The sequence below is a fragment of the Streptomyces sp. 71268 genome, assembly GCF_029392895.1.
Taxonomy (GTDB): Bacteria; Actinomycetota; Actinomycetes; order Streptomycetales; family Streptomycetaceae; genus Streptomyces.
Window position 1 is genome coordinate 394,306 of record NZ_CP114200.1, and the last position, 24,655, is coordinate 418,960.

A 24,655-nucleotide genomic window follows, 5' to 3' on the forward strand; every position below is an offset into this window, starting at 1 on the left:
GCCGCGGTGGGCCCGCGCCGTCGGCCGTGCCCCCGTCGCCGCCCCGGCCCGGTCTTCGCATGGCGCCGGGCCGGGCGGGTACCCGGACCGCTCGGGGCCGTACGGCAGCACGCGGCGCCCCGGAGTCGATCGGTCGGTCGGGGAACGGTGAGTGGCGGGTGGCGGGGGCTTCTCTGGTGTTACTGATCACGGCCCGTGTCTGCCGCTTTGCCGATCCTTTACGATGGGTGTTCGATCCTCTGTCCGTAAAACCCTCCTGCGAAAGGTGTGAGCGTCCGCCCATGGGCGAGCCTCCCAGTAGCCGCTGTCGCGCGATCCCTCTGTTCCTGTCCGACCATGGGACGGAGGTGACCCGATGATCGAAGTGCTGCTCTTGGCCGTGGCGCTCCTCCTGTCGCTGGCCTGTGGAGCCTTCGTCGCGGCGGAGTTCTCGCTGACCACGGTCGAGCGCGCCGAGTTGGAGCGGGCCGTGGACCGCGGCGAGCGCGGCGCGCACAGCGCCCTCCAGGCCGTGCGCGGCCTCACCTTCCAGCTCTCGGGCGCCCAGCTCGGCATCACCGTCACCAACCTGATCGTCGGCATGCTGGCCAAGCCGTCGATCGCGGCCCTGCTGGGCGGCCCCCTGGAGGCCGTGGGGGTGCCCTCGTCGGCCGTGAACTCCTTCGCCCTGGTGCTGGGCACCGTGCTGTCCACGCTGGTGCTGATGGTGGTCGGCGAGCTGGTCCCCAAGAACTGGGCGATCTCCAAGCCGCTGCCGGTGGCCAAGCGGGTCGCCACCCCGCAGCGGATCTTCAGCGCGGCCTTCCGCCCGCTGATCTCGCACCTGAACAACACGGCCAACCGCATGGTGCGCCGGATGGGGCTGGAGCCGGCCGAGGAGCTGGCGTCGGCGCGCGGCCCGCAGGAGCTGGTCGCGCTCGCCCGGCACTCCGCCCGCCAGGGCGCACTCGACCGGGACACCGCGGAACTCTTCGTCCGCACGCTGAACCTGGCCGAGCTGTCGGCGGAGAACGTGATGACGCCCCGGGTCCAGGTCATGGCGCTCGACGTGCAGGCCACCGCCGAGGACGTCGCCAACGCCACCCGGGCCACCGGCCTGTCCCGCTTCCCCGTCTACCGCGGCAACCTCGACACCGTCGTCGGGGTCGCCCACATCAAGGACGTCCTGGCCATCCCGGCCGAGCGCCGGCCGCGCCACCCGGTGTCCGCGCTGCTGCGCGACCCGCTGCTGGTGCCCGAGTCGCTGACCGTGGACCGGCTCCTGGACCGCCTCTCCGGCAAGCGCACCATGGCCGTCGTCATCGACGAGTACGGCGGCACGGCCGGCGTGGTCACGCTGGAGGACATCGTCGAGGAGGTCGTGGGCGAGGTCAGGGACGAGCACGACCCGCTGGAGACCCCCGACCTGGCCGCACGCGGCACCGACCCCGAGGGCCGGGCCCTGTACGACGCGGACGGCGCGGCCCGCACCGACCAGTTGCGGACCATCGGGCTGCGCGCGCCGGAAGGCCCGTACGAGACGCTGGCCGGCCTGGTCGCCACCGAGCTGGGACGCATCCCGGCCCGGGGTGACGAGCTGGTCGTGGCCGGCTGGGAGCTTGAGGTGACGGACGCCTCCGGGCGCCGCGCCGCGAGCGTGCGGCTGCGCGCGCCGCTGGCCTCCGCGACCGACGAGGCCGACGCGGACGACGACGGCTCCCGCCTGCGCGGCGCGGACGGCGGCCGGGACCGGCCGCACCGCGGCTGGCGGCGCGCCGGCGGCCACCACCATGACCACCACGCCGACCGGGCCGACCGGCCCACCGCCCTGGACACGGCAGCGGAGTCGGCCGCGGCCGAGGGCCCCGGTCGCCGGACGCGCCCCGGGCACGGTGCGGCGTCCCTCGACGCCACGCGGCAGCGGAAGGAGACCCGTCGATGATCGCGGTCCAACTCTTGATCGGCCTGCTGACGCTGGTGGTCAACGCGTACTTCGTGGGAGCCGAGTTCGCCCTCATCTCGGTGCGCCGCAGCCAGATCGAACCGCACGCCGAGCAGGGCGACCGGCGGGCGCGCAGCGTGCTGTGGGGGCTTGAGCACGTGTCGGCCCTGATGGCGGCGGCACAGCTCGGCATCACCCTGTGCACGCTGGTGCTCGGCATCGTCGCCGAGCCGGCCATCGCGCACCTGCTGGAGCCGGTCTTCCACGCGGTCGGCGTGCCGGACGGGCTGACCCACCCGATCGCCTTCGTGATCGCGCTGGCGGTGGCGACGTACGTGCACATGCTCTTCGGCGAGATGGTGCCGAAGAACGTCGCGCTGGCCGAGCCGGTGCGCTCGGCGCTGCTGCTCGGCCCGCCGCTGGTGGCCATGTCGCGGGCGCTGCGGCCGGTGATCTTCACGGTGAACGCGTTCGCGAACGCGCTGCTCAAGCTGTTGCGCGTGGAGCCCAAGGACGAGGTGGCGGCGTCGTTCTCGGACGCCGACCTGGCGCGCATGGTCGCGGACTCCAGTGAGGCCGGGCTGCTTGACGACCGGGCCACCGAGCGGCTGCGCGACGCGCTGGAGCTGGGCCGCCGGCCGGTGCGGGACGTCGTGCTCTCCGTCGACCGGGTGGTCACGGCGCGGCTGGGGGTCACCCCCGAGCAGTTGGAGACCCTGTCGGCCAAGTCCGGGTTCTCGCGCTTCCCCGTCATCGACGAGGGCGGGCGCATTTTGGGCTACCTGCACGTGAAGGACGCCCTGGACGCCCGTCCCCGGGACGTGGCCTTCCGCACCGAGCAGTTGCGGCCCATCGCCCGCGTGCGGGCCGCGACGCCGCTCGACGACGTGCTGACGGCCATGCGGGGTACGAGCACGCACCTGGCCGCCGTCATCGACGAGCACAGCCGGCTGGCCGGGCTCGTGACCATGGAGGACGTGCTGCGGGAACTGGTGGGCCCGGCGCCCAGCACGTAGCCGGGTGCCGGCCCGGGCCTCGGCGAGGTCCGGGCCGGCCCCGTCAGCCGGACCGGTCCGGATTCCGAACCGGTCCGGCCCGTGTGGCAGGCACGGCGACCGGCGGCTCAGGGGCGCTCGTCGGCCCCCGCGCGCATGCGCTCGGTGACGCCGCGGACGTGCGCGTCGAGCGTGCCGGCCGGGTCGTCGCTGAACTCGTGCAGCATCACGGCGGCCGTGAGGATCACGTCGCACAGCTCCGCCGCGACGTCCGCGCGCTCGTGGGTGACGCCCTTGCGCGGGTTGTGGCCGGTCAGCCCGGTGTAGGCGTTCATCACCTCGCCCGTCTCCTCGGTGAGCTTCAGCAGGCGCAGGGCGGTCTCCTCGGCGCGGTCGCGGGTGGTGTTGGCCGCGTCGAGCCAGGCCACCGCCGCGCGGGCCGCCTCCCACAGCGCGCCGTCGGCCGCCCCGGCGGAGGCCGCCCCGGCAGAGTCAGCCTCGGGTGCGCCGTGGGCGGGCCGGGCGGCGCGTGCCGCGCGCTCGTGGAGGGCGTCAAGCTGGTCGGCCCTGATCTGGTCGGCGGTCAGGCGCTCGGACATCCGGTGGTCTCCTGTGTCTGTGGGGCACCGCCGCGCCGACGGCGCGGCCGGGCCGCGAGCGGAAGGAAGGCGGACTGGCGGGTCGGCCGTGACCGGTGACCGGGCCCGGTCACCGTTGCCGGCCTGTCGATATGATCGCCCTCGCCATGCAGATGAACGCCACGTACTCCAGTTTCGTCGCGGTCGGCGACTCCTTCACCGAGGGCATGTCCGACGAACTGCCCGACGGCACCTACCGCGGCTGGGCCGATCTCCTCGCGGCGCGGCTCGCGTCCCGCGTGCCGGACTTCCGTTACGCCAACCTCGCCGTGCGCGGCAAGCTGATCGGCCAGATCGTCGACGACCAGGCCCGGCCGGCCGCGGCGATGGACGCCGACCTGGTGACGCTGGTCGGCGGGCTGAACGACGTGTTGCGCCCCAAGTGCGACATAGGGCTGGTGGCCGCCCGCCTGGAGGAGGCCGTCGAGCTGCTGGCCCCCCGGTGCCGCCAGCTCGTCCTGATGCACAGCCCCGGCCGGCACGGACCGCTCCTCGAGCGGGGTCGCTCACGCATGGAGCGGCTGTACGCGCACATCGACACCCTGGCCGCGCGGCACGGGGCGGCGGTCGTGGATCTGTTCGGGGCGCCGGTACTGGGCGATCCACGGATGTGGGCCGACGACCGGCTGCACCTGAACACCGAGGGGCACCGGCGGGTCGCGGAGGCCGTCTGGCAGGCGATCGGCCTGCCGGCCACGTACGACTGGCGCGAGCCGCTGCCGCCGCCGGTGCTGCCCGGCTGGCGCTCCCGGCGCGGCGCTGACCTGCGGTTCGCCAGGCAGCACCTGGTGCCCTGGATCGGCCGGCGGCTGACCGGCCGCTCGTCGGGCGACGGCCGCTCCCCCAAGCGGGGCGAGCTGCTGCCCCTCGCGCTGCCGGTGCGCGGCGCGGGCGACGCGCCCGACGCCCGCTCGGCACCGGGCGGCTGACCCGACGCGCCCCGACGGCGCGCCCCGCGTGGGATGCCGGCCGCCGAGGGCGCGGCGCTGGCCTGCGGATACCGCCAGTAGACTGTGCGTCCGTGACTGCTAAGCCGCGCATCCCGAACGTCCTGGCCAGCCGCTACGCCTCGGCGGAGCTGGCCCTCCTGTGGTCCCCCGAACACAAGGTGGTGCTGGAGAGGCGGCTGTGGCTGGCCGTGCTGCGCGCCCAGAAGGACCTGGGCATCGAGGTGCCGGACGCCGCCATCGCCGACTACGAGCGGGTCCTTGAGCAGGTGGACCTGGAGTCGATCGCCGAGCGCGAGAAGGTCACGCGGCACGACGTCAAGGCGCGGATCGAGGAGTTCAACGCGCTGGCCGGGCACGAGCAGGTGCACAAGGGCATGACGTCCCGGGACCTGACCGAGAACGTCGAGCAGTTGCAGGTCAGGCTCTCGCTCGAGCTGGTGCGCGACCGCGTGGTCGCGGTGCTCGCCCGGCTCGCCGCGCTGGCGGCCGAGCACGCCGAGCTGGTCATGGCCGGTCGCTCGCACAACGTCGCGGCGCAGGCCACCACGCTCGGCAAGCGCTTCGCCACCGGCGCCGACGAACTCCTGGTGGCCTTCGCGCGCCTCACGGAGTTGCTCGACCGCTACCCGCTGCGCGGCATCAAGGGCCCGGTCGGCACCGCGCAGGACATGCTCGACCTGTTCGGCGGCGACGCGTCGAAGCTGGCCGAGCTCGAACAGCGCATCGCCGGGCACCTCGGCTTCGGGAGCGCCTTCACCTCCGTCGGCCAGGTCTACCCGCGCTCCCTGGACTACGAGGTGGTCACGGCCCTGGTGCAGGTGGCCGCCGCCCCCTCGTCGATCGCCAAGACGATCCGGCTGATGGCCGGCCACGAGCTGGTCACCGAGGGGTTCAAGCCGGGCCAGGTCGGCTCGTCCGCGATGCCGCACAAGATGAACACGCGCTCCTGTGAGCGGGTGAACGGCCTGACGGTGATCCTGCGCGGCTACGCGTCGATGACCGGCGAGCTGGCGGGCGACCAGTGGAACGAGGGCGACGTGTCGTGCTCGGTGGTGCGCCGCGTCGCGCTGCCGGACGCCTTCTTCGCGCTGGACGGCCTGCTGGAGACGTTCCTGACGGTGCTGGACGAGTTCGGCGCCTTCCCGGCCGTCGTCGCCCGCGAACTCGACCGCTACCTGCCCTTCCTGGCCACCACCAAGGTGCTGATGGGGGCCGTGCGGGCGGGCGTGGGCCGTGAGGAGGCGCACGAGGCGATCAAGGAGAACGCGGTGGCGGCGGCGCTGGCCATGCGCGAGCGGGGCGCCGAGCGCAACGAGCTGTTGGACACCCTCGCGGCGGACGAGCGCCTTCCGCTGGACCGGGCCGCGCTGGACGCCCTGATGGCCGACAAGCTCTCGTTCACCGGTGCCGCCGCGGACCAGGTGGCCTCGGTGGTGGCCCGCGTCGAGGAGATCACCAGGCGGTACCCGGAGGCCGCCGGGTACGCGCCGGGGTCGATCCTCTGAGCCCCGCCGGCCGCCGCGTGAGTCCCGAGGAGTTGGCCGCCGCCCGCGACCGCGTCGTGCCCGACGTGGTCGCGCCGGGGCTGCGCGTCCTGTTCTGCGGCATCAACCCGGGGCTGATGTCGGCGGCGACCGGCCACCACTTCGCCCGCCCGGGCAACCGGTTCTGGCCGGTCCTGCACGCCTCCGGGTTCACGCCACGGCGGCTGCGCCCGGACGAGGAGCGGGACTTGCTGACGTACGGGCTCGGCATCACCAACGTGGTGGCCCGGGCCAGTGCGCGCGCCGACGAGCTGGGCGCCGACGAGTACCGCGAGGGTGGGCGGATACTGCGCGAGAAGGTGGCCCGCCTGCGGCCGGCGTGGCTCGCGGTCGTCGGCGTCACCGCCTACCGGGTGGCCTTCGACGACCGCAAGGCCCAAGTCGGCCCGCAGGACGCCTCGTTGGGCGACACCCGGGTGTGGGTGCTGCCCAACCCGAGTGGCCTGAACGCGCACTGGAGCCTGGAGACCATGGCCGAGGAGTACGGCCGGCTGCGCGCCGCCGCGAGCGACTGAGCCCGACCGCGCCCCGCCGCCCACCTGTCAGCGGGGGCACGCGGCCGGCTGTCGTACGCCGCGCTCCGGGCGGGCTCAGGCGTCCCGCCGCTCCAGGGCCCGCCAACCCGCCGCCGCCAGGAGCAGGGTCCAGCCGGCCAGGACCGCGAGGCCCGACCAGGGGCCGAGCCCCGCCCAGGGGGTGGTGTGTAGGACGCCCTGGCCGGCCGCGTCCGGCAGGAACCGGGTCACCCGGAACACCGGCGAGCTGGTGCCCAGCACGGGTTGGACGAAGGTGAGCAGCGGGACCAGCAGGCCGAGGGCGGCCACCGGGCCGCGGAGCACGGTGGCGACGCCCGTGGCCAGCACGGTGATCAGGCCGAGGTAGAGCCCGCAGCCGAGGACGGCGCGCAGCGCGCCCGGGGCGCCGAGGCCCACTCCGTACTCGCCGAGCAGCGCCTGACCGGCCAGGAACGAGACGAGGCCGGTCGCGGTGCCCACCGCGAGCCCGAGACCGCCGACGACGGCGAGCTTGCAGCCGTAGAACAGCCCGCGGCGCGGCACCGCCGCCAACGACATCCGCAGGGCGCCGCCCTTGTACTCGCCCGTGACGACCAGCACGCCGAAGCAGAGCGCGGCCAGTTGCCCGAAGCCCAGGCCGAAGTAGGAGGAGTGGACCGGGTCGAAGTCGGCCGCGCCGTCGCCCGGTTCGTGGCTGGCGCACGCCAGGGCCGAGAAGCCGGCGGTGGCCAGCGGGACGCAGGCGAGGGCGATGAGGGTGGCGCGCACGGTGTGGACCTTGGCCCATTCCGAGCGCAGTACCGAGGTGACGTTCATGGTTCAGCCTCCCGTCGCGGGGTTGCGGGCGGCGGCGTACTGTGTGGCGTCGGCCGTCAGACGCAGGTACGCCTCTTCCAACGAGACCTGTCCGTCGGTGAGTTCGAGCAGCGGTACGCCGCCGGCCGCCGCGAGTTCGCCGACGCGGGCCGCCGTGATGTCCGGCAGACACCAGCGCCCGTCGCCGTCCGGCGCGCCGGCGAGCCCCACCGAGGCCAACACGTCGCGCAGCCGCTCGGGTTCGGTGGTGCGCAGGTACGCCCGCGGGCTGCTGTGCGCGGCGATGAAGGCGGTCATCGGGGTGTCGGCGAGCAGCCGGCCGCGGCCGAGGACGACGAGGTGGTCCGCGGTGCGGGCGGTCTCCCCCATCAGATGGCTGGAGACCAGCACGGTGCGCCCGTCGGCGGCCAGGCGGCGCAGCAACTCCCGTATCCACACGATGCCCTCGGGGTCGAGGCCGTTGGTCGGCTCGTCCAGCATCAGCACGGGCGGATCGCCGAGCAGCGCGGCGGCGACTCCGAGCCGCTGCCGCATGCCGAGCGAGAAGGTGCCCACGCGGCGCCGCGCGACGGCATCGAGTCCGGTCTCGGCGAGCACCTCGGCGATCCGCCGGTGCGGGATGTCGTTGCTGTACGCGAGGCAGCGCAGGTGGTCCCGGGCGGTACGGGCGCCGAGCGCGGCCCCGGCGTCCAGCAGCGCGCCGGCCAGCCGCAGCGGCCTGGGCGCCGAGCGGTAGGGCCGGCCGCCGATGGTCACCTGGCCAGCGGTGGGCCGGTCCAGGCCGAGGGCGATGCGCAGGGTGGTGGATTTGCCGGCGCCGTTGGGCCCGAGGAAACCGGTGACCCGTCCGGGTTGGACGGTGAAGGTGACGTCGTCCACGGCGCGGATGGGGCCGTAGTCCTTGCGCAGGTCCCGTACGTCGATCGAGGTCATGCCGCCACGCTGCCGGCTGGGCGGCATCCGGTGCCTCCCCCGCGCGCGGGTCGCTCCTCCCCCTGGCGGGGGATTCGGCGGGCGCCTCGCGCTGGCAGGATGTGCCGGTGAACCTGATGAACGCCCTGTTCAGGCCGTTGGCGCGGGCCGAGACCTACACGCGCTGGCTGCATCTGCTCGTCAGTGGGGTCTTCGCGTCCATCTGCCTGTTCGTCTTTCCCGGCACCTCGGCGGCGGGCCCGTTGAGCTGGGCCGGCTTCCTGGTGCTGCCCGTGCCGATCCTGCTCGCGCTGAGCCTGGTCCCGGCGGTGCGGTCGGCCGAGGGCCTGCAGGCCCGGCTGATGCTCGTCCCCGGCCGGCCGTCGGCCACCTCCGGCGAGGGCGGCTCCCGGAGCGGGGATGGGGCGGGGCGGCGGGACTCGCCGGGCGGGCGGCGCGCGCCGGGGCCGGCCGACCCGGGCATCTCGGTGGCGCCCGCGCGCGGTTGGGCCGAGCGCGGCCACACCGCGCTGTGGCTGCTGGTGCGGGTGTTGGCGGGGACGGCGGTGCTGGTGGCGACGGTGTGGTTGCCGGGGCTTTCGGTGCGGCTGGTCACCGGGCCAGGTGGGTGGTGGGTGCTGTTGACGCCACTGCCGGTGGTCGCACTGGCCGCGCTGGTGGTGGGCGTGGGGGCCGCGGTGGCGCAGGCGGCGCGCTGGCTGCTGGCGCCGTCGAGCGAGGAGCGGCTGGCGGCGCTGGAGGAGCGTACGGAGCGCTTGCTGGAACACAACCGGCTGGCCAGGGAGTTGCACGACTCGATCGGCCACGCGCTCACCGTCGCCGTGGTGCAGGCGGGGGCGGCGCGCGCGGCGGGCTCGGCACAGTTCACCGAGCGCGCGCTCGCGGCCATCGAGGACACCGGTCGGCGGGCCCTTGAGGACCTGGAACGGGTGCTGCGGCTGCTGCGGCAGGACGACCCGGACTCGGCGAACGCGCCCCGCCGCCCGGCGCTCACCGAGCTGGAGCGGCTCGTCGAGTCGGCCCGGGCGGCCGGCGCTCCGGTGGACGCCGAGGTGACCGGGGCCGTCGAGCGGGTGCCGGGGCCGCTGTCGCGGGAGGGCTACCGCATCGTGCAGGAGGCGCTGACCAACGCGCTGCGGCACGCCGGCCCGGTGCCGGTCGCGCTGCGCGTCGCGGCCCGGGACGCGGAACTCGAACTGGACATCCGCAACCCGCTGCCGGCGGCGGACGCCGCCCGGACCGGCGGTTCGGGCGGCGGCAGCGGGCTGCGCGGCATCCGGGAGCGGGCCGCGCTGCTCGGTGGCGAGGCGCACACCGGGCCGGCGGACGGCCGGTGGCGGGTGTACGTACGGCTGCCGCTGGACCGGCTCCCGTGAGGGGCGAGCGGGGTCGGTCGAACCCGCGGACTAGGGTGTTCGCATGCCGGTGACCGTCCTCCTCGTCGACGACGAACAGCTCGTACGGGCCGGGCTGCACGCGATTCTCAGCGCGCAACCGGACATCGAGGTGGTCGGCGAGGCCGCGGACGGTGCCGCGGTGCTGCCCCTGGTGCGCGAGTTGCGCCCGGACGTGGTCGCGATGGACGTGCGGATGCCGCTGCTCGACGGCATCGAGGCGACGCGGGCCGTGCTGCGCTCGGTGCCGGATCCGCCGAAGATCCTCGTGGTGACGACGTTCGAGAACGACGAGTACGTCTACGAGGCGCTGCGCGCGGGAGCCGACGGCTTCCTGCTCAAGCGCGCCCGGCCGGCCGAGATCGTGCACGCGGTGCGGCTGGTGGCCGCGGGCGACTCGCTGCTGTTCCCCGCCGCCGTGCGGTCGCTGGCGGCGGCGCACGGCAACGCTCGCGCCCGCGCGACCATGGAGCGCGCCGCGCTGACGGCCCGCGAGGAGGAGGTGCTGCGGCTGATGGCGCGCGGCCTGTCCAACGCGGAGATCGCCGGGCGTCTGGTGGTGGGCATCGAGACGGTCAAGACGCACGTCAGCGCGGTGCTCGGCAAGCTCGGCGCCCGCGACCGCACCCAGGCGGTGATCGCCGCGTACGAGTCGGGGTTCGTCGCGCCGCGTTGAGCCGCCCCGGCCGCCGCCTGGCACGCGAGTGGGCCCAGTGGCGGGTGAGATGGCTGATTGTGGCGCCGCTGGAGAGGTCGCCGGGAGAGGCGTCAACAGATACGATCCGGCAAACACGCACAGGTAGGGAGACCGGATTGGGGCGGCTCACCGGCGGGGACCCGTCACTGCTGCGGCGGATCAACTCCGCCGTGGTGCTGCACGCGCTGCGGACCGTGGAGTCCGCGACCCTCACGGATCTGGTTCGGGTCACCGGGCTTTCGCGCCCGACGGTCGAGGGAGTGGTCGAGGGGCTGACGGACAGCGGTCTGGTGGTGGAGACGCCCGCCGAGGAGGGCGAGGCCCGCCGGCAGGGACGCCCGGCGCGCAGGTTCCGCTTCCGCGCGGAGGCGGGGCACCTGTGCGGCATCGAGATCGGCCCGCACCGCGTCTCGGCGCTCCTGTCCGACCTCGACGGCCGGCTGCTCGGCTCGGTGTCCCGGGAGGTCACCGTGACGGCCTCGGCCGACGAGCGGCTGGAGCGGATGCGCGGGGCCGTGGCCGACCTGCTGAAGCGCGCGGGCGTGGCGCGCAGTTCGCTGCGCGCGGTCGGCGTGGGCAGCCCCGGCATCGTGGACGCCGAGGGCAACGTGGCGCTCAGCACCGCGCTGCCCGGCTGGACCGGGCTGCCGCTGGGCGACCGGCTGCGCCGCTCGTTCCGCTGCCCGGTCCTGGTGGAGAACGACGCGAACACGGCGGCCGTCGCCGAGCACTGGCAGGGCGCCGCGACCCGCTCCGACGACGTCGTCTTCGTCCTGGCCGGGCTGAGCCCCGGGGCCGGCGCGCTGATCGGTGGCCGGCTGCACCGCGGCTTCGGCGGCGCGGCCGGCGAGATCGGGGCGCTGCACCTGTTGGGCGGCGAGGCGCCGCCGGAGGAGGTCCTGTCCACCACCGGGGAGCCGCTGCACCCGCTGGACGAGGAGCAGGTGGCCCGCGTGTTCGCGCTGGCCAGGGCGGGCGACGCCGGGGCGCGGGCGGCCGTGTCGCGGTTCATCCGGCGCCTGGTGCACGACGTGACGGCGCTGGTGCTCGCGCTCGACCCGGAGCTGGTCGTGGTGGGCGGCTGGGCCGCCGGGCTGGACGGGGTGCTGGACCCGCTGCGTACGGAACTCGCCCGCTACTGCCTGCGCCCGCCCCTGGTGGAACAGTCCATTCTCGGCGAGGCGGCTATCGCGACGGGCGCGCTCCGGCTGGCGCTCGACCATGTGGAGGAGCAACTGTTCGCGGTGGAGAGCACGGTCACCGCCCGTCGCTAGCGGCCCGGTTGCGGGGCCAGCCGTGCGGGCCCCGGAACCGGCCCCGGGTACGCGTCGGATGTGCGGGGCGTCAGGCCCGCCGACGAGTCAGCCTTCGCGGGTACGTCAGCTCGGCCCACGGATCAGCGCTCGCGGGTACCTCAACGCCGTGCGTGGCCCCGCGCGCGGTCGCCGGCCGGGCCGCGCGCGGCGCTCGGGCTCCGTCGCGGCGGCCGGCCGGGGACGCGGGGTTCAGCTCGCCAGCAGGTCGGGCGTCGCGTCGCCGAAGGTCAGGCGGCAGGTGTCGGCGCGGTAGGTCGCCACGCTGACGGCCGCCGTCCGGCCCGCCGACAGGTACCGGGTGGTCACGACGAGGACCGGGGCGCCGGGCAGCCGGTCCAGAGCCCTGGCGTCGTCCGCGCGGGCCGAGCCGAGTTCCACCGTGCGCTCCTGGCCGTCGAGTTCCAGCCGGTGCAGCTCGCGGAGGACCGAGCGCGCCCGGGCCGCGCCCCCGGCGGGGAGGGCCGTCGGGCTACCGGGCGCGCTCGCGGCGCTCTCGTCGCCCGTCAGCTCAGGGACGGAGCTGGCCGGCACGTACAGCAGCTCGGCCGCGACGGGCTGGCCGTCGGTGGTGAGCGCGCGCCGCACCGTGTACACGGCCTCGCCCGTCGCGGGCGCCAGCAGCCGCACCACGGCGGCGGGCACGTCGCCCGACGCGCTGCCCAGCGTCTGCCACGGGTCGGCGACCGCGCCGGGCCAGGCGTGCCGGCTGTCGCCGACGGCCACGCCCATGCGGGGCGGGGCGACGGTGGTGCCGACGCCACGGCGGCGCTGGAGGCGGCCCTCCAACTCCAGTTGTTCCAGGGCCTGTCGGAGCGTGGCGCGCGCGACGCCGAACCGCGCCGCCAGGTCGCGCTCGTTGGGCAGGATCTCGCCCACCGCGAACTCCGAGTCAAGCGCGTTGCTCAGCACCGTCTTCAAGTGCCAGTACTTCGGCTCCGGCACCGTCTCAAGCTGCGTGGTCCCCACCCTTGTCCTCCACGTTCGCCGTGTCCGGGCCGGTCTCGCACCGGCCGCGCGTCCCCGCTGAGCCAAGCGCGCCGCGGTGCGATCACCCCGCCCTACGAACCGACACCCCGCCCCGCGGGCTCGGCCGGCCCGTCTCGCGGGCCGAAGTTATGCGCGCTTCTTTATTAAAGGTTGTTTCAGTATGGGTGTGACGATAGGACGACTGGCTGGCTTGGTCAAGACCAATCCCCGAGCGTTCCACGATGTGAGCCACGGGCGGCGTTCGAGCGCCATCCCGTCGCGGCCAGGAGGGGCCGAGCCGAGCCGAGTCGGGCCGCCTCGCGTTCGCACCGTCGCTGGCGCTGTCACTGCCGTTTCCACTGCCTGCCACCGCTGCCGCCATCGCGGGCGGCCGGTGTCGGACGGTTCAGCCGGGGAAGCGCCCGGTCGGCCTCAACTCCCGGCGCCCCTCGGCGTGGTGGCACTTTCCCGTCACTGGCGGCGTCGCCGGCAACCCGCCGCGTCGGCCGGCCCGGCGAACCGTTCGACCTCCGCCTCCATCGGCTCGGCGTCGGTGGGCACGTCGAGGGTGTCGTCGTCGGCGAAGCGGGCGCGGTAGGCCGGGTGCGGCGGGTGCGGGGCGGTGGCGAGGCCGGCCAGGCCGCGCCGGCCACCACAACGTGGTCGGTGGGTTCGGTGGTCGGTGGGTCCGGCGATGGTCCGGGTCACCGGGTTCCCTCCTACTCCGGGCCCGTGGGTGGTGCCGGCTCCTGGCCCGTGGGCGGTTCCTGCTCCGGACCCGTGGGTGGTGCCTGCTCCTGGCCCGTGGGTGGTTCCTGTTCCTGGCCGGCGGGCGGCGGCTGCTCCGGGTCGGCGGGGGGCGACGCGGGCGGCCGGTCCGGTGGTGCGGGGGCGTCGGGTGGGGTGCCGGTGGTCTCGGCGAGCAGGTGGCGCAACCGGGCCGCCGCGTACGGTTCCAGGTCGGCCGCGCCCAGGTGGCGCTGGGACTGCCGGGCGAGCCGCGTGATCTTCGCCTGGACCAGGTCGCGGGCGCCGATGGCGACGAGCCGTGCCCGCAGGCCGTCCAGTTCGGCACCGGTGAGGTCGGTGCGGCCCACGGCGTGCTCCAGCAGGTCGAGCGCGGCGCGGTCCCCGGCCCTGGCGGCCAGGGCGTGGGCGACGGCCAGCAGGTAGGTGGGCTTGCCCTGCCGTACGTCGCCGCCGGTCGGCTTTCCGGTGGCGCGCGGGTCGGCGAACAGGTCGTCCAGATCGTCCCGGAGCTGGAAGGCCAGTCCGGCGCGGCGTCCGGCGCGGCACAGCGCCCGGGTGGTGGCGTTGTCCGCGCCGGCCAGGACCGCGCCGAGGTGCAGCGGGCGTTCGACGGTGTACCGGGCGCTCTTGAGGCGGGCGGCGCGGAGCGCGCGGGTCGGGCTGAGCGCGGCGGTGGCCTGACCCTGCACGTCCAGGTACTGGCCGGCCACCATCTCGGTGCGCATGTCGCGCCACACGTCGTGCAGCCGGCGCGCGGTGTGCGGCGGGAGGTGGGGGTCCAGCAGGAGGTCCGCGACCGTGTCGTCCGCCCAGACCAGGGCCAGGTCGCCGGCGAGCACGGCGGCCGACGCGCCGAGTTGCCGCGCCGCGGGGCCCGGCGCGGCGCCCGCGTACTGGTGCGTCACGTCGGCGTGGAGCGAGGGATGGCCGCGGCGCACCGGGGCGGCGTCCATCAGGTCGTCGTGGACGAGCGCGCAGGTCTGGATGAGTTCGAGCGCGGCGGCCAGCCGGAGTCCCGCCCCCACCCGCCCCGCTCCCCCGCCACCGCACGCGCGCAGGGCCCACCACACGAGGCGGGAGCGGATGCGGCGCCCGCCCCGCGTGGTGAAGCGCGCGACCCGCTCGGCGATGTCGTCGGCGAAGACCGGGTCCAGGTCGCGGCAGCGGGCCAGGCCGGCCGCGAGCAGCCGCTCAAGCTCCCGGTTGACGGCCCCGACCACGTCGTCGTCGACGGCGTACGGATCGTCCTCGCCCTCCCGCTCCCGCTGCGCGCCGCCCGTGGCGGGGGCGGGACGGGCGCCGGGCGCGGGGGCCCCGAGCGGCCCGGCGCGGGGCCTGCGCGGCAGGTCAGCCGCCATCCGGCCGATCACCTGGGTGGAGCGCATCGAGGACTCCTCTCGCCCGTCGGGGAAATACCTCCGCTCTGACATATGCCGCGCGGGACGCCTCGCGGGCTGCGCCGTTCGGGGGACTGGGCGGCGGGCCGGTGGCCGACCACTGCCGCTGGCGCCGCCGCCGGGGCCGGTCCGCGTCCCGCCGCGTCTCTGGGGCGCCTGGGAAACCGGGGCGGGGCCGCCCTACGACGCCGGGCTGACCGCCTCCTGGCAGCGGTTGCGGGTGCGTTCGGGTGACGGTCGGACCGTACGTGCCGACATCGCGCCGCCGCGCTGCGAGATGCCGCGCTCGGGGTACGGGGTACGGCGGCTGGTCAGGCGCGGCGGTGGTGGCGGGTGAACTCCTTCTCGGGCTCGGCAAGGTAGCTCCAGGGCCGGACCGTGTAGGCGCCGTCGAGCGTCCGGAAGACGCGCCGGATGGTGTGCCGCTCGTCAGCCAGCGCCAGGGCCATGGCGAAGACGTTGAAGTCGTACTGCCAGCCCGGGCGGAACGCGTAGGCGGGGTGGAGGATGCTGTGGTCGACGGCGCGCCGCAACTCGTCCTGGATCTCGGGGGTTTCGAGGCACCTCCCGTCGTCCGCCTCGACCCAGTCCTGGATGTGCGCCATGGCGATCACGCAACCGAGACGGTGCCCCCGCGGAGCACGGGCGAGCGCGTCACGGGCGAAGGCCAGCGCCTGGCCGGGGGCGCCGCCCCAACGGGGTTGCAGGTGTGACAGCCACTCAAGGTGGGTCTCCAGGTCCAGCGGGTCGAGGTGCAGGGCGTCCGCCAGCCGGGCCCCGTTGACCTCGGCACCCAGCGACATTCCCCGCCCCAGGGCGAGGAGGCGGCCCCAGGGGGTGACCCAGTCCGGCCGTAACCCGACGGCTTCCAGGAGGTACTCCTCGGCGATACGCAGCCGCCGGACGAAGGTACGCCACTGTTCCGGCGTGACGTTCACGGCGAGGTCGGTGGTGCGTGCCTCCCAGCCCCAGGCGACATACCGCGCCCCGGCGATGAGCAGGGCCGACGCGCGGTGTTCCGGGTCGTCCTCGATGGCCTGGCCGATCCAGTCCTGTACGCCATCCACCTGGGCCAGTTCGAGGAGGACCTGATGGTTGTGGCCGAGGTCGACGAGGGGCAGCGTCGCCGTAAGCGCCGGCCAGTCCCCCGCCCGCGCCGCCTCCACCAGGGCCAGTACGCGCGCGTCCCCGAGCGCGCGCAGGGTGTACACCTGGCTCCGCCGCCCGCGCGGGGCGGGAAGGGCGTGCGGATCCGCCGGTCTCTCCGCGCTCCTGCCGAACAGCTTGCCCAACATGCCGCGCCCCCCGACTCCGCCTGATCATCCGTCCGCAGCATAAGCGAGACCGGGGACGCCGCCTCCACACGGCTTTCACCGCTGCTTCACAGCTCTGGCCCGCGCGCGGGACGCCCCTGGAGCCGAGCGCGTGGCCCCACCAGCGCCACGGACCACAACGACAGTTGACACGCCGCCCGCTCCGCCGCCCGACCCGTATCCGCTCGCCCGGCCCGTCCGACCCACCCGACCCACTCGATCCCTCCTGCCCACGCGGCCCGCCCGGCCCGACCGGCCCCGGAACACCGGCGTTCGTCGGCCAACCGGTCGCGTACTCCACGCCACACCCGTCCACCGCGCCCCACCCGAGACGGCGTCCGGGCAGGATGGTGGCGGACCGGACGGGGCTCGGGGGACGGTCCGTGGCCTGTTCGGCGGCGGGCGACCGGCCCGGCGTTCCGCTCGCGGCGTCAGCGGCGTGGAAGGGAGTGCCCAGCGGTGGACGCGGTTGTTCCTGACGTCGGGGCGGCCGGCGTGGGCCGGCGCGGGGCGGACTCGTCCGTCGGCCGGGACGTGGTGATCGTCGGTGGCGGGGCGGCCGGCACCAGCGTGCTGGTGCAGTTGGTCGACGCGCTCTCGCGCGCCTCGGTCTCGGGTGGGGCCGGGGCGCGTGCCGTGCGGTCCGTACGCGTGGTGGACCCCCGCCCGATGGGCTGGGGGTTGGCCTTCGGCGACAGCGATCCGCTGCTGATGTGCAACAGCGCGGTGGACCTCAACTCCGTGCGCGCGCGGCGCCCGCGGGACTTCGAGGACCACCTGCGGCAGCGCGGCTGGACGGGGCGGGCCGAGGAGTGCGTGCCGAGGTCGTGGATGGCCGACTACTGCCACGCCCGCTCGGCCGAGGCCCGCGCGCGGGCCGCCGCGCACGGCGTCGACGTGGACCGGTTGTCGGCCACGGCCCGCGCGCTGGAGGTACGGGCCGACGGCTATCGGGTGCTGCTGTCCGACGGCCGGAGTGTCCCCGCCGACGACGTGGTCATCTGCACCGGCGTGCGCCGTCCCCGCGTCCCGGACGGCTTCGCCGCCTGGCAGGACCACCCCCGCTATCTGGACAGCCCGTACCCGAGCACCCGGCTGCGCGAGGCGCTGGGCCGGCGCCCGCGCCGGGTCCTGGTGTTGGGCACGCACCAGAGCGCCGTCGACGCCGCGCTGCTGCTGTGCCGGGACGGCCACCAGACCACGCTGACCTCGCCGTCGGGCCAACTGCCCGCGGTGCGTACCGCGCTGGCCGCTCCCCCGCACGCCCTCCCGGCGCTGGAGCGGGTCGCCGACCTCGACCCCGCCGACCCGCTCCTGGGCGATCGGCTCCTGCGCCACACGGTGGAGGCGGTCCGGTCGGTCTCGCCGCTCCCCTGGCGACGGCAGACCTCCACGGCCGCCGACCCCGTACGGCGGTTGCGCGAGGAGACGGCGCTCGCCGAGGCCGGCGCCTGCCACTGGGCTCGGGTGTGTGCCCCGCTGATAGACGCCGCCATCGCGCTGGGCGGCACGCTGTCCGACGGGCGGCGGCGCGCGCTCATGGCCCGCTTCGCGCCGTTCGTCAACCGCTACGTCACCGCGCTGGCGCTGGTCAACGCCCGCCGGCTGGTGGCGCACTGCGACGCCGGGCGGCTGCGCGTGGCCGCCGGCTACCCGCGCGCCGTCTCGTACGCTGGCGGGCGCTGGCGCGTGCGGTGGCCCGACTCCACCGTGCGGGAGTACGACCACGTCGTCAACGCCACCGGCTTCCACCCGCCGCAGCCGTACTGGGACGGTGCCACCAACACGCTGCACCTGGAGTCGCCGCCCGCCTCGGCCACCGCCCTTGACCACCTCGCGGCCGACCTCCACGTGCGCGCCGCCCCGGACGCCGCGCCGGAGCGGGTGTGGATCGTGGGTGTGGGCACCCACCTGCGCATCCCGTTCGCCAACCACCTGAACAACGTCGTACGCCAGGCCGACGAGGTCGTCGGCCACCTGCTTCGGACGCCCAATTCGCCGATGTAGCGCGCCTTGTGGGACATGGCCACTTTGAAACCTCCTTGGGCGTTAAGAAGTTGACACATGTGGGTTTCGTGTGAAGATCAAGGCGATATCGCAACCGCCGAGGGCGTCAGCGCCCTCGGCTCTTGTCACCTTCCTTGGGGGGAAGCCCACGTGACCTACCGCTTCGGCCATCGCGCCGGTCGGGCCCTGACGGGCCTCGCGACCGTGCTGACGGCCACCGCCCTGACCGGCACCACCGCGTCAGCGGCCACCCACGACCCGGCGCCCGTGCCCGCCGCGGTCCAGGAGGCGACCTCGTCCGTCGCCGCCGCCCCGGACACCAAGCCGTCCGCCCGCGCCGCCCGCTCGGCCGCCCCGTTGCTGCCGGTGACGGCCGTCACCCGGTCCGGCGTCCTGTACTGGTACTGGCCCAACGGCCGCGGGGGCCTGGACCCGCGCGAGCGCTTCGAGGAGAGCTGGGCGGGTGTCAACGCCGCCTCCCAGGTCGACATGCACAGCAACGGCGCGTCGGCCGGCCTGTACGCGCGGGTCTACGACGGCACGCTCGTGTACTCCGACAGCAACGGCGTCGAGCGCGACCTCGGGCGGGGCTGGGACAAGTACAACGCCCTGTTCTCGCCCGGCGACCTCGGCGGCACGTCGCGGTCGGACCTCCTGACCCGGGACGGCGGCGGCACGCTGTGGCTGCACCCGGCCAAGTCCGACGGCACCCTGTCCGCCCGCAAGAAGGTCGGGCCGGGCTGGAACCAGTACACCCAGCTCGCCGGCCAGCACGACCTGACCGGTGACGGCCGCCCCGACATCGTGGCCCGTGACCGCTCCGGCGGGCTCTGGCTCTACAAGGGCACGGGGGACGTCGCCAAGCCGTTCGCCACCCGCAGCAAGATCGGCCCCGGCTGGAACGCCTTCAACCACCTCGTCTCCACCGGGGACGTCAACGGTGACGGTCGCACCGACCTGCTCGCCCGCGACACGGCCGGCGCCCTGTGGCTGTACAAGGGCACGGGCAAGGCGTCCGCCCCGTATCAGAAGAAGACCAAGATCGGCAACGCCGGCTGGAACCAGTACGCGCAGATCTTCTGACCAGCGGCAGCACGTGCGGACCGCCCGGCGCCCAGCCGGGCGGTCCACCGAGCGGAGGGCGGGACGACGGCGGGGGCACCCCTCGCGCTCGGCCCGCCCTCCGGCGGCTCACGGGGAGAGTTCGACGCCGAGGACGGTCCGCTCGAACGCCAACCGGCTGCCGACCGTGGCGCCCGCCGTGCGGCGCGACGGAACCGGACGGCAGTCGACCGTGACACTTCCGCGGACGAACGAGTAGGTCCACGTCGCCACGGTGGCCAGGCGAGCCGCGACGCGCGGGTCGGCGGCCAGTTCCGGCGACAGCCGTACGTCGAGCGGGCGGGCCGCCACGACCTGCTCGGCCTCCACCAACGTGTTCCGCAGGTCCACGTGGGACAGCACGGCGTCGGTGAGGTTGGCGCCACCCAGCACGGCGTGGGCGAGGTCGCCGATCACCTGGGCCCCGGTGAGGTTCGCGTCCCACAACCTCGCTCCCGCCATCCGCGCCCCGTGCAGATAGGCACCCGTCAGGTCGGCCTCGTTCAACTCGGCGCCGGTGAGGTCGGTTCTGACCAACTGGGTACGGCTGAGGTCGGCGTCGTTGAGCCGGGCGCCGCTGAGGTCGGCCCCGGGGAGCCAGGCGTGGGCGAGGTTGGCGCGGTCGAGCCGGGCGTCGCTGAGGTCGGCGTGGTCGAGTTGGGCGTAGTCCAGGCGCGCGCCGTCGAGTTCGGCCTCCGCGAGCTTGGCGTGCGGCAACCAGGCGCCGTTGAGGTTCGCGCCGGGCGCCCGGACGCCGGTGAGGTCGGTGTGTACGAGCCGGGCGCCCCTGAGGTCCGCGTGCGGCAGGTCGGCGTAGGCGAGGTTCAGGTAGCTGAGGTCGATCACGGTGTCCGGCGGAACGTGGCGCCGGGACGCGGGGTGGGTCAGCGCCGTGAGCGCCGCCCGCACGTCGGCCTCCGGCGCCGCGTGCAGCCGTCGGGCGGCGAGGGTGCCTGGCGGGCGGCGGCCGAGGGTGGCCCGCAGGGCCGCGGCGCCCTCCTCGGGGGCCCGCACACGCGGGGCCCGTTCGCGGATGAAGGTGTTGAGGATGGACGCGGCGTGGGCGGCCTCCGCCGGCGAGTCCCGCACGAAGCGCTCCAGCGCCAGCACCCCGCCCAGGCGGACGTGGATCTCGGGTGCCCCGAGCCGTTCGACGGCCTTGGTGAAGCGGTCGGTGACCTGACCGTGCCGGGAGAGCCGGTAGCTGAAGCCGGTGAAGACCAACGCCGCCCCGGCGCCGAGCACCCCCACGCTCTGGACGGCGGCCAGCCGGAACTGCCCGAGCGCCGCCGACCGCGCGGCGCCGTCCATGCGGGACCACTCGGGGCCGCACGTCCATCGCACCAGCCACCGGCCCACCGGGCTGTAGACCAGTACCAAGAGCACGCCGACCAGCACCGCGCCGGCCACCGTCGCGCTGCCCCGGGTCGGCCGCCACCGTCGTCTCCACCGTGATCGCATGCCCGCACCGTGCCGGCTCGACCGGGCGGCACGGGGCCGATCGGCGCGTTTCAGAGGTTTCTCAGAGCTAACGACAGCGCGCCCGTACGCCCCGCCCCGCCCCCTACGGACGCGCCGTGTCTCCCCGGGCGGCCGGGGCGGCGATCGGCCGGCACCCTGGGCGGCCTCCCCGAGCCGGGCCCCGGGGCGGGCCTCGGGTAGCGTCGGATCATCGCACCGCACGGCCCGATCGGGCCGGATCGCCCCGTCGCCGGGCCGCCGCGCACGCCTGTGCGCGACGGCCTCCCGCGCGGGGTGGTGCGCGCGCGGAGTTGAGCCAAGGAGCGAGCGATGGACCAGGTCACGGTGGTAACGGGCGGCAGCAGGGGCATCGGCGCGGCCGTCGCCGTACGGCTGGCGCGGGCGGGGCACCACATCGCCATCGGCTTCGAGCGCGCCACGGACGCCGCCGACGCGACGGCGGCCAAGGTCCGCGCGGAGGGCGTGCGGTGCGTGACCGTACGGGCCGACACGAGCGACGCCGAGCAGGTCGACGCGCTGTTCGACACGGCACGCGCGGAGCTGGGCGCCGTCACCGGGCTGGTGAACAACGCCGGAATCACGGGCCTGCTCGGCCGCTTCACGGAGACATCGCCCGAGGCCATGCGACGGGTCATCGACGTCAACGTGACCGGCGCGCTCCTGTGCGCCCGCCGGGCCGCCCGCGAGATGTCCACCCGGCACGGCGGCGCGGGCGGTGCCATCGTCAACGTCTCCTCATCCAGCGCCACCACGGGCAGCCCCGGCGAGTACGTGCACTACGCGGCGAGCAAGGCCGCCGTTGACGCGATGACGGTGGGCCTGTCCAAGGAACTGGCCGCGGAGGGCATCCGGGTCAACTCCGTACAGCCGGGCATGACCGTCACCGACATCCACGCCTCGATGGGCGACCCGGAGCGGCCGTGGCGCGCGGCGGACCGGGTGCCGATGGGTCGCCCCGGTGAACCGGACGAGATCGCCGGCGCCATCGCGTGGCTGCTCTCGCCCGATGCCTCGTACACCAGTGGTGCGGTCCTGCGCGTCGCCGGGGGGCTGTGACCTCGCGGCCTGCCGGGGCCTGGTCGCCCGTCAGTCGTCGGCGCGGCCGAGCGTCCGCATGATCTCCTGGACGTTGCCGTACCGCTTGCCGTCGGGCAGCTCGGCCGCCGTGTCGATGAGTCGATCCGGCGCGTGGTGCTCGCGCAGCGTGTCGAGCACCTTCGCGCGGTCGGCCGGGTAGACGCTCCGCCCCAGGTGCTGGGCCAGTTCCGTGCGGAGTTCGACGTCCTCGGGGGTCATGCCGGGCGGCGTCGCCCCGGAGCGCGCGGTGTACGGCGAGCGGCTGACGGCGGGCTGGTCCTCGCCCGGCGGCTCGGGTTCGAGCTCCTCCTGGGCGCGAGTGGAGTGGCCGCCCTTCAGCTCGCCCTGCATGCGCTTCTTCAGCTCGTCGTCGTGGAGCGGGCCGGTCTTGTTCTCGTGAGCGTTCATGAGGCTTCCTCGGGGCCCGGCGTCCGACGGACGCCCGACCGGGTCGCGCTGTGCGATGGGTCTTCCCCCGTGTTCGGCTCGGGTTCCCCGCACGGCGCGCGTGACACGCGGGCGGTGGAGGCCGGCCCTACGAGCCCCCGAGGCAGCCCACGGCCCCGGTCGGTGGCGCCCGTGGGGGTGCGGTGGCGATTCCACCCGCCCGGGGTCTACCCAGCGGTAACCCTTGCTGACATTCTGTCCAGCAACTCCCGCCGCGGAAGAAACGGAGTCCCCATGGCCGAAACGATCTCCTTCGCCCATGACACCGCCACCGGCACCGTGCCCCTCGACATCTCGTACGAGCGGCGGGGCGCTGGGCCGCCGGTGGTCCTGCTGCACGGAGTCGCGCACCACTGGCAGGCCTGGGAGCCGGTGCTCGGCATCCTCGCCGCGGAGCGCGAGGTGATCGCCGTCGACCTGCCGGGCTTCGGCGCGTCGGCGCCACTGCCCGCCGGCGTCGGCTACGACCTGGGCGGCGTGGTACCCGTGCTGGCCCAGCTCTTCCGGGAGTTGGGCGTGGAGCGACCGCACGTGGTGGGCAACTCCCTGGGCGGGCTCATGGCGCTCGAACTGGGCCGCATCGGCCACGCGCGCACCGTCACCGCGCTCTCCCCAGCCGGGTTCTGGAACGAGGCCGAGCGGCGCTACGGCTTCGGCGTGCTCCGCGTGATGCACCGCAGCGCCCGCGCCATGTCGGACTCCTTCGTCGCCCGAGTGGCGCGGACGCCGGCGGGCCGGGCCGCGCTGGTCGGCGCCGTCTACGCCCGACCTGGCAAGCGCGCGCCGGAGCGCGTGGTAGCCGAGGCTCGGGCGATGCGCGAGGGCGCGGGGTTCGCACCCACACTGGCCGCCGGGCGTGCGGTGCGCTTCGCCGACGACCTGCCCGACATACCCGTCACCATCGCCTGGGGCACCGCCGACCGGGTCCTGCTGCCCCAGCAGGGGCTCCGCGCCAAGCGCGTCATCCCGGGGGCCCGGCTCATCCGCCTGCCACGCTGCGGTCACGTGCCGATGAACGACGATCCGGCGCTGGTCTCCCGGGTCATCCTGGACGCCACCGCCACCGCCACAGCGACCGCCACCGCCGGTGCCCCCGCAACGGACGCGGCGGCCAGCCGAGCGGCGGGTGGCGCCGGCGCGTTGAGTTCCGCGCCCTGACGCCGGGGCTCGCTCCTCAGAGGCGCGCGGGGCGGCCCGGCGCACGCCGCGCCGCAGGTGCGGCGGCCGGCCGCCGCCCCGGTGGTGGTCAGCCCTCGCGCGGGCCGGCGCCACACGGAGCGCCGTCGGCCGGGCCGGGCTGTGCGGCGCGGGGCACGCGCCCGGGTGGCGGGGTCTTGGCACGGGCGCCGGCCGGGCCCGGCTCCGGCCCGGTGGCCGTGCCGACGGAGCCGCCCTCCGCACCTGGTCGCGCGGGCGCGGGGGCGTCCGCCGCGACGTCGGGCGTATCGGGCGCGCCGGAGGCGACGAGCCGCTCGCGCCGCCGCCCGCGCGACCGTGTGCCGAAGGCGCCGGAGCCGACGGCGACGCCGGTGCCGACGAGCAGGCTGCCGGCCGCCTGCGCGAGGCCGTAACCGCCGGCGCCCACAGCCGGCGCCGTGATCGCGGCGGCGACCGGGATCAGGCCGGAGAAGAGGGTGGCGCGCTCCGGGCCGATCCGTTGCATCCCCCGGTACCAGCAGACGAAGCCGATCACCGTGACGACCAGGGTCTGCCACAGCAGCGCCGCCCCCTCCCCCGCGTCGGGCATCCGCAGCCACCCCCGGCCGTCCATGAGGACCGCGAGCGCCAGGGCCTCCACGGCCCCGATGGCCGAGGCGGCGGCCGACAGCAGGACGGGGCCCACGGTGCGCAGCACCGGCAGCGCGGCGAGCGCGAAGACCACCTCGCCGCCGAGCGCCGCCACCGACCAGGCGATGCCCGGCAGGTCCGCCCGGCCCCAGCCCTGGACCGTGAAGGCGCCCGCCGCGACCAACAGGGCGCCGCACAGCACCGCGCGGGCGGGGCGCCGGCCGTCCAGCGCCGGGACGATCACGGCGATCACCACGGGGGCGCAGCCCACGAAGACGCCGGGCACGGCGGGTTCGGAGGTGCGCTCGGCCGCGAGCACCGCCAGGTTGAAGCCGACCATGCCGACCCCGGCCAGCCCCGCCAGCCATCCCCACCCGCGCCAGCCGAGCGTCCGCAGCGGCGCGAGGCCACGGCGCCCGACGAGCGGGAACAGCAGGAGGCTGGCGAGGCCGTAGCGGATGGCCTGGCCGCCGGCGTGTGGGAAGTCGTTGAGCACGCTGTTGGCGGTGAAGGAGGCGCCGACCAGCGTGCAGGCGAGGGCGGCGAGCAGGGCGCCGCGCCGCTGGTGTGCGGAGTCGCTGTGATCCATGGGGGCGACGCTAGGCAGT

At 75.3% G+C, this 24,655-nt stretch carries 22 protein-coding genes; 12 read left to right on the forward strand and 10 right to left on the reverse strand.

The features are described from left to right. Nucleotides 1–355: 355 nt before the first annotated feature. Together OYE22_RS01400 and OYE22_RS01405 are read left to right on the forward strand one after the other, a co-directional pair. A complete protein-coding gene (locus OYE22_RS01400) occupies nucleotides 356–1,921 on the forward strand; it encodes a hemolysin family protein (protein ID WP_277318664.1) in 1,566 nt (521 codons plus the stop codon). After that, on the forward strand, nucleotides 1,918–2,937 hold the full coding sequence (locus OYE22_RS01405) for a hemolysin family protein (RefSeq protein ID WP_277318665.1): 1,020 nt from the start codon (nucleotides 1,918–1,920) through the stop codon (nucleotides 2,935–2,937). Before OYE22_RS01400 ends, OYE22_RS01405 begins: the two co-directional genes overlap by 4 nt. Before the next feature lie 107 nt (nucleotides 2,938–3,044). On the opposite strand, the gene OYE22_RS01410 is transcribed toward OYE22_RS01405, so the two are convergent. Further along, nucleotides 3,045–3,515 carry a MazG-like family protein gene (locus tag OYE22_RS01410; protein ID WP_277318666.1) on the reverse strand — a complete coding sequence of 157 codons (471 nt, stop codon included), beginning with the start codon at nucleotides 3,513–3,515 and terminating at the stop codon, nucleotides 3,045–3,047. Between the two features lie 146 nt (nucleotides 3,516–3,661). Between OYE22_RS01410 and OYE22_RS01415 the strand changes: the two genes are divergently transcribed. The 3 genes from OYE22_RS01415 (at nucleotide 3,662) to mug (ending at nucleotide 6,563) form a co-directional block, all read left to right on the forward strand. Beyond that, nucleotides 3,662–4,483, forward strand: a complete 822-nt coding sequence (locus OYE22_RS01415) for an SGNH/GDSL hydrolase family protein (protein WP_277323936.1) — start codon at nucleotides 3,662–3,664, stop codon at nucleotides 4,481–4,483. 92 nt (nucleotides 4,484–4,575) lie between these two features. After that, nucleotides 4,576–6,009 (forward strand): adenylosuccinate lyase, encoded by a 1,434-nt coding sequence (gene purB, locus OYE22_RS01420; protein WP_277318667.1) that lies wholly within the window; start codon nucleotides 4,576–4,578, stop codon nucleotides 6,007–6,009. 17 nt (nucleotides 6,010–6,026) lie between these two features. Next, nucleotides 6,027–6,563 (forward strand): G/U mismatch-specific DNA glycosylase, encoded by a 537-nt coding sequence (mug, locus tag OYE22_RS01425; protein WP_277318668.1) that lies wholly within the window; start codon nucleotides 6,027–6,029, stop codon nucleotides 6,561–6,563. A gap of 75 nt (nucleotides 6,564–6,638) precedes the next feature. On the opposite strand, the gene OYE22_RS01430 is transcribed toward mug, so the two are convergent. Both OYE22_RS01430 and OYE22_RS01435 read right to left on the reverse strand, forming a co-directional pair. Next, nucleotides 6,639–7,379 carry an ABC transporter permease gene (locus tag OYE22_RS01430; protein WP_277318669.1) on the reverse strand — a complete coding sequence of 247 codons (741 nt, stop codon included), beginning with the start codon at nucleotides 7,377–7,379 and terminating at the stop codon, nucleotides 6,639–6,641. 3 nt (nucleotides 7,380–7,382) lie between these two features. Then, nucleotides 7,383–8,312 carry an ATP-binding cassette domain-containing protein gene (locus OYE22_RS01435; protein ID WP_277318670.1) on the reverse strand — a complete coding sequence of 310 codons (930 nt, stop codon included), beginning with the start codon at nucleotides 8,310–8,312 and terminating at the stop codon, nucleotides 7,383–7,385. A gap of 116 nt (nucleotides 8,313–8,428) precedes the next feature. Between OYE22_RS01435 and OYE22_RS01440 the strand changes: the two genes are divergently transcribed. The 3 genes from OYE22_RS01440 to OYE22_RS01450 all read left to right on the forward strand — a co-directional run bounded on the left by OYE22_RS01440 (nucleotide 8,429) and on the right by OYE22_RS01450 (nucleotide 11,677). Further along, complete coding sequence (locus OYE22_RS01440; RefSeq protein WP_277323937.1) at nucleotides 8,429–9,688, forward strand: histidine kinase; 1,260 nt, start codon at nucleotides 8,429–8,431, stop codon at nucleotides 9,686–9,688. Nucleotides 9,689–9,731: 43 nt separating this feature from the next. Further along, entirely contained in the window at nucleotides 9,732–10,382 is a 651-nt protein-coding gene (locus tag OYE22_RS01445; RefSeq protein ID WP_277318671.1) for a response regulator transcription factor, read from the forward strand. 137 nt (nucleotides 10,383–10,519) lie between these two features. Then, nucleotides 10,520–11,677: an ROK family transcriptional regulator gene (locus OYE22_RS01450; protein ID WP_277318672.1), complete on the forward strand. Its 1,158-nt coding sequence runs from the start codon at nucleotides 10,520–10,522 to the stop codon at nucleotides 11,675–11,677. 231 nt (nucleotides 11,678–11,908) lie between these two features. Here the strand turns inward: OYE22_RS01450 and OYE22_RS01455 are convergent, their stop codons facing one another. From OYE22_RS01455 to OYE22_RS01470, 4 genes are all read right to left on the reverse strand, one after another. After that, nucleotides 11,909–12,685 carry a GntR family transcriptional regulator gene (locus tag OYE22_RS01455; RefSeq protein WP_277318673.1) on the reverse strand — a complete coding sequence of 259 codons (777 nt, stop codon included), beginning with the start codon at nucleotides 12,683–12,685 and terminating at the stop codon, nucleotides 11,909–11,911. 471 nt (nucleotides 12,686–13,156) lie between these two features. Beyond that, a complete protein-coding gene (locus OYE22_RS01460; protein ID WP_277318674.1) occupies nucleotides 13,157–13,393 on the reverse strand; it encodes a hypothetical protein in 237 nt (78 codons plus the stop codon). Nucleotides 13,394–13,404: 11 nt separating this feature from the next. Continuing rightward, nucleotides 13,405–14,820 (reverse strand): polyprenyl synthetase family protein, encoded by a 1,416-nt coding sequence (locus tag OYE22_RS01465; RefSeq protein ID WP_277318675.1) that lies wholly within the window; start codon nucleotides 14,818–14,820, stop codon nucleotides 13,405–13,407. 323 nt (nucleotides 14,821–15,143) lie between these two features. After that, complete coding sequence (locus OYE22_RS01470) at nucleotides 15,144–16,127, reverse strand: hypothetical protein (protein WP_277318676.1); 984 nt, start codon at nucleotides 16,125–16,127, stop codon at nucleotides 15,144–15,146. Between the two features lie 477 nt (nucleotides 16,128–16,604). On the opposite strand from OYE22_RS01470, the gene OYE22_RS01475 reads away from it, so the two are divergent. Together OYE22_RS01475 and OYE22_RS01480 are read left to right on the forward strand one after the other, a co-directional pair. After that, nucleotides 16,605–18,152, forward strand: a complete 1,548-nt coding sequence (locus OYE22_RS01475) for an FAD/NAD(P)-binding protein (protein ID WP_277318677.1) — start codon at nucleotides 16,605–16,607, stop codon at nucleotides 18,150–18,152. A 150-nt stretch (nucleotides 18,153–18,302) separates the two neighbouring features. Beyond that, on the forward strand, nucleotides 18,303–19,235 hold the full coding sequence (locus OYE22_RS01480) for a VCBS repeat-containing protein (protein ID WP_277318678.1): 933 nt from the start codon (nucleotides 18,303–18,305) through the stop codon (nucleotides 19,233–19,235). 108 nt (nucleotides 19,236–19,343) lie between these two features. Here the strand turns inward: OYE22_RS01480 and OYE22_RS01485 are convergent, their stop codons facing one another. Further along, nucleotides 19,344–20,714, reverse strand: coding sequence for a pentapeptide repeat-containing protein (locus OYE22_RS01485; RefSeq protein WP_277318679.1), 1,371 nt, complete (start codon nucleotides 20,712–20,714; stop codon nucleotides 19,344–19,346). Between the two features lie 330 nt (nucleotides 20,715–21,044). On the opposite strand from OYE22_RS01485, the gene OYE22_RS01490 reads away from it, so the two are divergent. Continuing rightward, nucleotides 21,045–21,791, forward strand: coding sequence for an SDR family oxidoreductase (locus OYE22_RS01490; RefSeq protein ID WP_277318680.1), 747 nt, complete (start codon nucleotides 21,045–21,047; stop codon nucleotides 21,789–21,791). Nucleotides 21,792–21,821: 30 nt separating this feature from the next. Here OYE22_RS01490 and OYE22_RS01495 read toward each other — a convergent pair whose 3' ends face one another. Further along, complete coding sequence (locus OYE22_RS01495; RefSeq protein WP_277318681.1) at nucleotides 21,822–22,220, reverse strand: DUF2795 domain-containing protein; 399 nt, start codon at nucleotides 22,218–22,220, stop codon at nucleotides 21,822–21,824. Between the two features lie 273 nt (nucleotides 22,221–22,493). On the opposite strand from OYE22_RS01495, the gene OYE22_RS01500 reads away from it, so the two are divergent. Beyond that, nucleotides 22,494–23,417 carry an alpha/beta hydrolase gene (locus OYE22_RS01500; protein WP_277318682.1) on the forward strand — a complete coding sequence of 308 codons (924 nt, stop codon included), beginning with the start codon at nucleotides 22,494–22,496 and terminating at the stop codon, nucleotides 23,415–23,417. Nucleotides 23,418–23,505: 88 nt separating this feature from the next. Here the strand turns inward: OYE22_RS01500 and OYE22_RS01505 are convergent, their stop codons facing one another. Then, a complete protein-coding gene (locus OYE22_RS01505; RefSeq protein WP_277318683.1) occupies nucleotides 23,506–24,636 on the reverse strand; it encodes a DMT family transporter in 1,131 nt (376 codons plus the stop codon). Nucleotides 24,637–24,655 lie beyond the last annotated feature (19 nt).